Origin of the sequence: Pseudomonas sp. PICF141, assembly GCF_002286815.1 — a bacterium.
Lineage (GTDB): Bacteria > Pseudomonadota > Gammaproteobacteria > Pseudomonadales > Pseudomonadaceae > Aquipseudomonas.
In genome coordinates, this window is the sequence record NZ_MUNM01000079.1 from 1 (window position 1) to 6,637 (window position 6,637).

Below are 6,637 nucleotides of genomic sequence, written 5' to 3' on the forward strand. Positions count from 1 at the left end.
AAATTGGTGGAGCTAGACGGGATCGAACCGTCGACCTCTTGCATGCCATGCAAGCGCTCTCCCAGCTGAGCTATAGCCCCTCATCGCTGAGGACGGGGCGAATCTTAATGGCGCTTCGGAAGGCTGTCAAACTTATTTTTAACAATTTCCAAAATTTTTTGTCGCCATAACAATCACTTACCGCCCTCCCCCCGTAAATTCGGGGGTAACGCCGAAGAGCAAGATCAAAAGATCGCAGCCTTCGGCAGCTCCTGCGCAAGGTTAAACAGCGTTAAGCGATAGCGCTCAGGAGTTTTTCCCATTCCTTGTTTTCTTTCTTCGACACGCCACCCAGCAGGTCGATAGCCTGGCGCAGACGGAAACGGGTCAGGTCCGGCCCGAGGATTTCCATCGCATCGAGCACCGAAACCGAGCTGGCCTGGCCTGTGATCGCGGCGAACATCAGCGGCATGGCATCCCGCAGCTTCAGCTCCAGGGATTCGACCACCGACTGGATGGTTGCAGTAATGCTGTCCTTGTCCCACTGACGCAGGCTTTCCAGCTTCCACAGAATCAACTGCATCAACTGACGGACCTGATCGCCCGAGAGTTTCTTGGACTCGAACAGCTTGGCATCCGGGTTCACGCCACCGGCAAAGAAGAAGCCGGCCAGCGGCGCGACCTGGCTGAAGATTTCAACCCGGCCCTGCACGTGCGGTGCAATCTTCATCATGTATTCAGGATTCAGCGCCCACTTCTGCACGCGCACGGCAAACTCTTCCACCGACAGGTCACGCAGCCACTGGCCGTTGAGCCACGACAACTTCTCGATGTCGAAAATCGGCCCGCCGAGAGAGACGCGCTTGAGGTCGAAATTGTCGACCATTTCCTGCAACGAGAACTTCTCCCGCTCGTCCGGCATCGACCAGCCCATGCGGCCCAGGTAGTTGAGCATCGCTTCAGGCATGAACCCCATGCGCTCGTAGAACGTCACCGAGGTCGGGTTCTTGCGCTTGGACAGCTTGCTCTTGTCCGGGTTACGCAGCAGCGGCATGTAGCACAGCTGCGGTTGTTCCCAGCCAAAGTATTCGTACAAGAGGATCAGTTTCGGCGCCGAAGGCAGCCATTCTTCACCGCGCAAAACGTGGGTGATGCCCATCAAGTGGTCATCGACAACGTTGGCCAGGAAGTACGTCGGCAAGCCGTCGGTCTTCATCAGCACTTGCATGTCCATGCGATCCCACGGGATCTCGACGTCGCCACGCAGCATGTCAGGCACGACGCAAACGCCTTCGGTCGGCACTTTCATGCGGATGACGTGTGGCTCGCCGGCGGCCAGGCGGCGCGCAACTTCTTCCTTGGAGAGCAATAGCGCGCGGCCGTCGTAACGCGGGGTTTCGCCACGCGCCATTTGCTCGGCGCGCATCTGGTCCAGTTCTTCAGCCGTGCAGAAGCACGGAAAGGCATGACCCATGTCGACCAATTGCTGGCAGTACTTCTGATAGATATCGCCGCGCTCGCTCTGCCGATAAGGACCGTGCGGGCCGCCGACATCCGGGCCTTCGCTCCAGTCGATACCCAACCAGCGCAGGGCATCGTAAATCTGCTGTTCGGACTCGCGGGTCGAACGCAGTTGATCGGTGTCTTCGATACGCAGGATGAACTCACCGCCATGCTGCTTGGCAAAGCAGTAGTTGAACAAAGCGATGTAAGCGGTACCTACATGGGGGTCCCCGGTAGGCGATGGCGCGATGCGAGTGCGGACGGTGGTCATGGCATGTCTCGAAAAGAATAAAAGCGAAGATCAAACAAGAGGCGAATGGTAACAGGCGATCACTGCCCGGCTCCAGTGAGCGGGGTATTTAAGAAGTTTTGGACCATGGTGCACCTTTCGCGGCAAGCCTCGCTCCTGCAGGTACGTGCCGGTCGCAAAATGGGTGAACGACACGCCCCCCGTAGGAGCGAGGCTTGCCCGCGAAGAGGCCCTCACAGACAACACAAAAATCAAACAGCGATCAACCGCTCGCGCAACTTGCCGATTTCGTCGCGCAGCTGAGCCGCCGCTTCGAATTCCAGGTCGCGGGCGAGCTGGTACATTTTTTCTTCCAGCTGACGAATGCGTTTGCTGATCTCGCTTGGCGAGCGCAGTTCGGCCTCGTACCTGGCACTTTCCTCGGCGGCCTTGGCCATGCCTTTGCGCTTCTTGCTGCGCGAACCCGGCACAACCGCGCCTTCCATGATGTCGGCGACGTCCTTGAACACACCCTTCGGCGTGATGCCATTGGCCAGGTTGAAGGCGATCTGCTTGTCGCGACGACGCTCGGTTTCGCCGATCGCACGCTCCATGGAACCGGTGATGCGATCCGCATACAGAATTGCCCGCCCATTGAGGTTGCGCGCCGCCCGACCGATGGTCTGGATCAGCGAGCGCTCGGAACGCAGGAAGCCTTCCTTGTCCGCGTCGAGAATCGCCACCAGCGAGACTTCGGGCATGTCCAGGCCTTCACGCAGCAGGTTGATCCCCACCAGCACATCGAAGACGCCAAGGCGCAAGTCACGGATAATTTCGACCCGCTCCACGGTGTCGATGTCCGAATGCAGGTAACGCACGCGTACGCCGTGGTCGGCCAGGTAATCGGTCAAGTCTTCGGACATGCGCTTGGTCAGCGTGGTAACCAGCACCCGCTCCTCCAGGGCCACGCGCTTGGTGATTTCCGAAAGCAAGTCGTCGACCTGAGTCAACGCCGGGCGAATTTCGATTTGCGGGTCCACCAGGCCTGTCGGACGCACCAGTTGCTCGACCACTCGGCCGGCATGTTCCGCTTCGTAATTGCCTGGCGTGGCCGAGATAAAAATCGTTTGGGGGCTGATGCTTTCGAACTCGTCGAAACGCATCGGCCGGTTGTCCAGCGCAGAGGGCAGACGGAAGCCGTACTCCACCAGCGTCTCTTTGCGTGAACGGTCCCCCTTATACATAGCGCCAACTTGCGGCACGCTGACGTGGGATTCGTCGATCACCAGCAAGGCATCGGCCGGCAAGTAATCAAACAAAGTGGGCGGCGCCTCACCGGCGGCTCGTCCCGACAGGTAGCGCGAATAGTTTTCGATGCCGTTGCAGTAACCAAGCTCCAGGATCATCTCCAGATCAAAACGGGTGCGCTGCTCCAGTCGCTGAGCTTCCACCAGTTTGTTATTGGAACGCAGGTATTCCAGGCGTTCCTGCAATTCGAGCTTGATCCCTTCGGTAGCCTCGAGCAGGGTTTCCCGCGGTGTGACGTAATGGCTCTTCGGATAGAAGGTAAAACGCGGCAGTTTGCGAATGACTTCACCGGTCAACGGGTCGAAGGCGGACAGGCTCTCCACTTCGTCATCGAACAGCTCGATGCGGATCGCCTCGAAATCGGATTCCGCCGGATGAATATCAATCACATCGCCGCGCACCCGGAAGGTCGCCCGGGCGAAATCCATGTCGTTGCGGGTGTATTGCAGGTCCGCCAGGCGACGCAGCAGCGCGCGCTGGTCGAGCTTATCGCCGCGATCGACGTGCAACACCATCTTCAAATAGGTTTCCGGGCTGCCCAGACCGTAGATGCAGGACACCGTGGTGACGATGATCGTGTCCTTGCGCTCCAGCAGCGCCTTGGTCGCGGACAGGCGCATCTGCTCGATGTGGTCGTTGATCGAGGCATCCTTCTCGATGAAGGTGTCGGACGACGGCACGTAGGCTTCGGGCTGGTAGTAGTCGTAGTAAGACACGAAGTATTCAACGGCGTTGTGCGGGAAAAACGCCTTGAATTCGCCATACAACTGCGCGGCCAGCGTCTTGTTGGGCGCCAGCACCAGCGTCGGGCGCTGTATCTGGGCGATCACGTTGGCGATGCTGAAGGTCTTGCCCGAGCCGGTCACACCGAGCAACGTCTGGTGCGACAGCCCGGCCTCAATGCCCTCGACCATCAAGCGGATGGCTTCCGGCTGATCGCCGGCGGGCTCGAAGCGGGTGACTAGCTGGAATTCAGACATAAGTACCTCTGGATTCGCGCCTGTACGGTCAAACCGGACAGCGACGAAAAAAACCACAAACGACCGATGTCGCCCGAGGAAAAAACTGGATTGTGCTCAATGTGGAGCCGATTGCCATCGCTTTCAAGGCAAACGTCCTGCATCGGGTAAAACCTATGACGACACCACCCGACCCGCGATCGAAAAATAATTGGAAAAACTTACGGTAAAAGCCGAATCGCCTGTCGCCATCAATCGCTGATGGCCTCTATACTAGCTCCCCGTTTGTGCACCGCTCTAGTGCATTCGGCTGGAGCGCGACACGTCCCTCCATACTCCATTCAGAGCCGCCGCAATAATGAGCCTGTTCTCCGCTGTCGAAATGGCACCACGCGATCCAATCCTGGGCCTCAACGAAGCATTCAATGCCGATACCCGCACCAACAAGGTCAACCTGGGGGTCGGTGTTTACTGCGACGAGGAGGGGCGAATTCCACTCCTGCGCGCCGTTGTCGAAGCCGAGACGATTCGCGCTGCTCAACACGTTTCCCGTGGTTACTTGCCGATCGACGGCATCGCCGCCTACGACCAGGCCGTGCAAAAACTGCTGTTCGGCAATGATTCACCGCTGATCGCCGCTGGCCGGGTTATCACCACCCAAGCCGTTGGCGGTACTGGCGCGCTGAAAATCGGCGCTGACTTCCTCAAGCAACTGCTGCCGAACGCCGTCGTTGCCATCAGCGACCCGAGCTGGGAAAACCACCGCGCGCTGTTCGAAACCGCTGGTTTCCCGGTGCAGAACTATCGCTACTACGACGCCGCCACCCACGACGTTAACCGCGTCGGCCTGCTGGAAGACCTGAACGCCTTGCCGTCCGGCTCTATCGTTGTGCTGCACGCTTGCTGCCACAACCCGACCGGCGTGGACCTGAGCCCGGCAGACTGGAAAAACGTGCTGGAAGTGGTCAAGGCCAAAGGTCACGTGCCGTTCCTCGACATGGCTTACCAGGGCTTTGGCGACGGTATCGATGAAGACGCCGCGGCCGTGCGCCTGTTCGCCGAATCGGACCTGACCTTCTTCGTTTCCAGTTCGTTCTCCAAATCCTTCTCGCTGTACGGCGAGCGCGTTGGCGCCCTGTCGATCGTCAGCGAATCGAAAGAAGAAGGCGCGCGCGTATTGTCGCAAGTCAAACGCGTGATCCGCACCAACTACTCCAACCCGCCAACCCATGGCGCAAGCATCGTCGCCGCCGTGCTGAACAGCCCGGTATTGCGCGCCCAGTGGGAAGAGGAACTGGCAGAAATGCGCCTGCGGATTCGCGGCATGCGCACCCAGATGGTCGACCTGCTGGCGAAAAACGCACCACAGCGCGATTTCAGCTTCGTGGGTCGTCAGCGCGGCATGTTCTCCTACTCCGGCCTGACGGTTGAGCAGGTTACCCGCTTGCGCAGCGAGTTCGGCATCTATGCACTGGATACCGGCCGCATCTGCGTTGCCGCGCTGAACCAGAGCAACATCGACGCCGTGACCAAGGCCATCGTTCAGGTGATCTGAGTCCTCGCGTGATACGAAAACGGGAAGCCAAAGGGCTTCCCGTTTTTTTATGGATCGCAGATATCTCTCGACCCGATGGCCAAGCCCTCTAGACTGCACACCATCCCCACTATGGGAGCCGGGCTTGCCCGCGATGAAACCATCACATTCAACATTTATGTTGGCTGATCGACCGCTATCGCGGGCAAGCCCGGCTCCCACAGGTTATGAGTACATCCGAGAATTCTTGAGAAACCCACATGAAAAACGATGACCTACGCGCCGACCGCGACGAGCTGGACTACTTCATACCCCGCTCTTCGGCCAAACGCGGTAATAACCTGGTGCTGCAAGTGGCTGCGGGCGTGTTCCTTGGCGGTCTGGCGTTGTGGCTGGTACAACTGGGCGCCACGATGCTGTATGCCAAGCTGATGCTTGGCACCATCACCTTCGGCGGTTAAGCCAATTCGGTTGCACGCTGGCTGGCCGCGTCGTCATAGGCCACATAAAGCGACTCGGCCACCTGGCTTTTGATCGCCTTGGTGCTTTCCAGGCCCAGGACAAAACCTTCGGCCTTGCCGCCCGCGCGATTCAATTCGTCAGCGGTGCTAGCCTGAGTGATTGCGTCGAACAGTTTTTCGGCGTGCGGACCAACGCCTTTGGGCAGGCTGATCTGAGCGATGCTCATGCGAACACCCCGCTGTTTTGACGTGTGAGGATTGGGTGATTCATGGCGCATACCTTTTCGGCTGAGGGCCGGCAGCGCGTGTCACCACTTCCGGGCGACCATGGTAGACCTCTACCGCGATTCTGGTAACCGCCAATGGCCGATAACCCCCTCTGATCCGATGAAAACATCAAACTGCCGACAGAGGCTTGACTTCTCTTTTTGAATCAGTAACATAGGCGCCATTCCGCGATAGCTCAGTTGGTAGAGCAAGTGACTGTTAATCACTGGGTCCCTGGTTCGAGTCCAGGTCGTGGAGCCAGACAAGGTTCCAGAGAAGGCTTACAAAATCTCTGCCCCCCCCCCGAAAAACCCGCCTTATGGCGGGTTTTTTCGTTTTGGCGTTCTGTCGGATTCCGGTGGGTACCAGCCATTTTAAGAGTTTGGGATAAAGGTCA

5 protein-coding genes and 2 tRNA genes are annotated in these 6,637 nt (G+C 58.5%); 3 read left to right on the forward strand and 4 right to left on the reverse strand.

Features of this window, described 5'->3' with window-relative positions; all coding sequences use genetic code 11:
- Positions 1-4: 4 nt before the first annotated feature.
- The 3 genes from BZL43_RS23940 to uvrB all read right to left on the reverse strand — a co-directional run bounded on the left by BZL43_RS23940 (position 5) and on the right by uvrB (position 3,999).
- A tRNA-Ala gene (locus BZL43_RS23940) sits at positions 5-80 on the reverse strand.
- Between the two features lie 191 nt (positions 81-271).
- Positions 272-1,753: a glutamate--tRNA ligase gene (gene gltX / locus BZL43_RS23945; RefSeq protein WP_095634575.1), complete on the reverse strand. Its 1,482-nt coding sequence runs from the start codon at positions 1,751-1,753 to the stop codon at positions 272-274.
- A 230-nt stretch (positions 1,754-1,983) separates the two neighbouring features.
- Positions 1,984-3,999, reverse strand: a complete 2,016-nt coding sequence (gene uvrB / locus BZL43_RS23950) for an excinuclease ABC subunit UvrB (RefSeq protein WP_095634576.1) — start codon at positions 3,997-3,999, stop codon at positions 1,984-1,986.
- A 337-nt stretch (positions 4,000-4,336) separates the two neighbouring features.
- Between uvrB and BZL43_RS23955 the strand changes: the two genes are divergently transcribed.
- Together BZL43_RS23955 and BZL43_RS23960 are read left to right on the forward strand one after the other, a co-directional pair.
- Positions 4,337-5,533 (forward strand): amino acid aminotransferase, encoded by a 1,197-nt coding sequence (locus BZL43_RS23955; protein WP_095634577.1) that lies wholly within the window; start codon positions 4,337-4,339, stop codon positions 5,531-5,533.
- A gap of 239 nt (positions 5,534-5,772) precedes the next feature.
- A complete protein-coding gene (locus tag BZL43_RS23960; protein ID WP_095634578.1) occupies positions 5,773-5,973 on the forward strand; it encodes a hypothetical protein in 201 nt (66 codons plus the stop codon).
- On the opposite strand, the gene BZL43_RS23965 is transcribed toward BZL43_RS23960, so the two are convergent.
- The gene (locus BZL43_RS23965; protein WP_008007186.1) at positions 5,970-6,200 is read right to left on the reverse strand and encodes a hypothetical protein; all 231 of its coding nucleotides are present in this window, start codon (positions 6,198-6,200) and stop codon (positions 5,970-5,972) included. The genes BZL43_RS23960 and BZL43_RS23965 overlap by 4 nt on opposite strands.
- A gap of 225 nt (positions 6,201-6,425) precedes the next feature.
- Here BZL43_RS23965 and BZL43_RS23970 point away from each other — a divergent pair.
- A tRNA-Asn gene (locus tag BZL43_RS23970) sits at positions 6,426-6,501 on the forward strand.
- Positions 6,502-6,637: the final 136 nt, after the last annotated feature.

Coding starts and splice junctions, on each gene's coding strand:
- gltX (WP_095634575.1), bottom strand. CDS start 1,753: ATGACCACCGTCCGCACTCGCATCGCGCCATCGCCTACCGGGGACCCC.
- uvrB (WP_095634576.1), bottom strand. CDS start 3,999: ATGTCTGAATTCCAGCTAGTCACCCGCTTCGAGCCCGCCGGCGATCAG.
- BZL43_RS23955 (WP_095634577.1), top strand. CDS start 4,337: ATGAGCCTGTTCTCCGCTGTCGAAATGGCACCACGCGATCCAATCCTG.
- BZL43_RS23960 (WP_095634578.1), top strand. CDS start 5,773: ATGAAAAACGATGACCTACGCGCCGACCGCGACGAGCTGGACTACTTC.
- BZL43_RS23965 (WP_008007186.1), bottom strand. CDS start 6,200: ATGAGCATCGCTCAGATCAGCCTGCCCAAAGGCGTTGGTCCGCACGCC.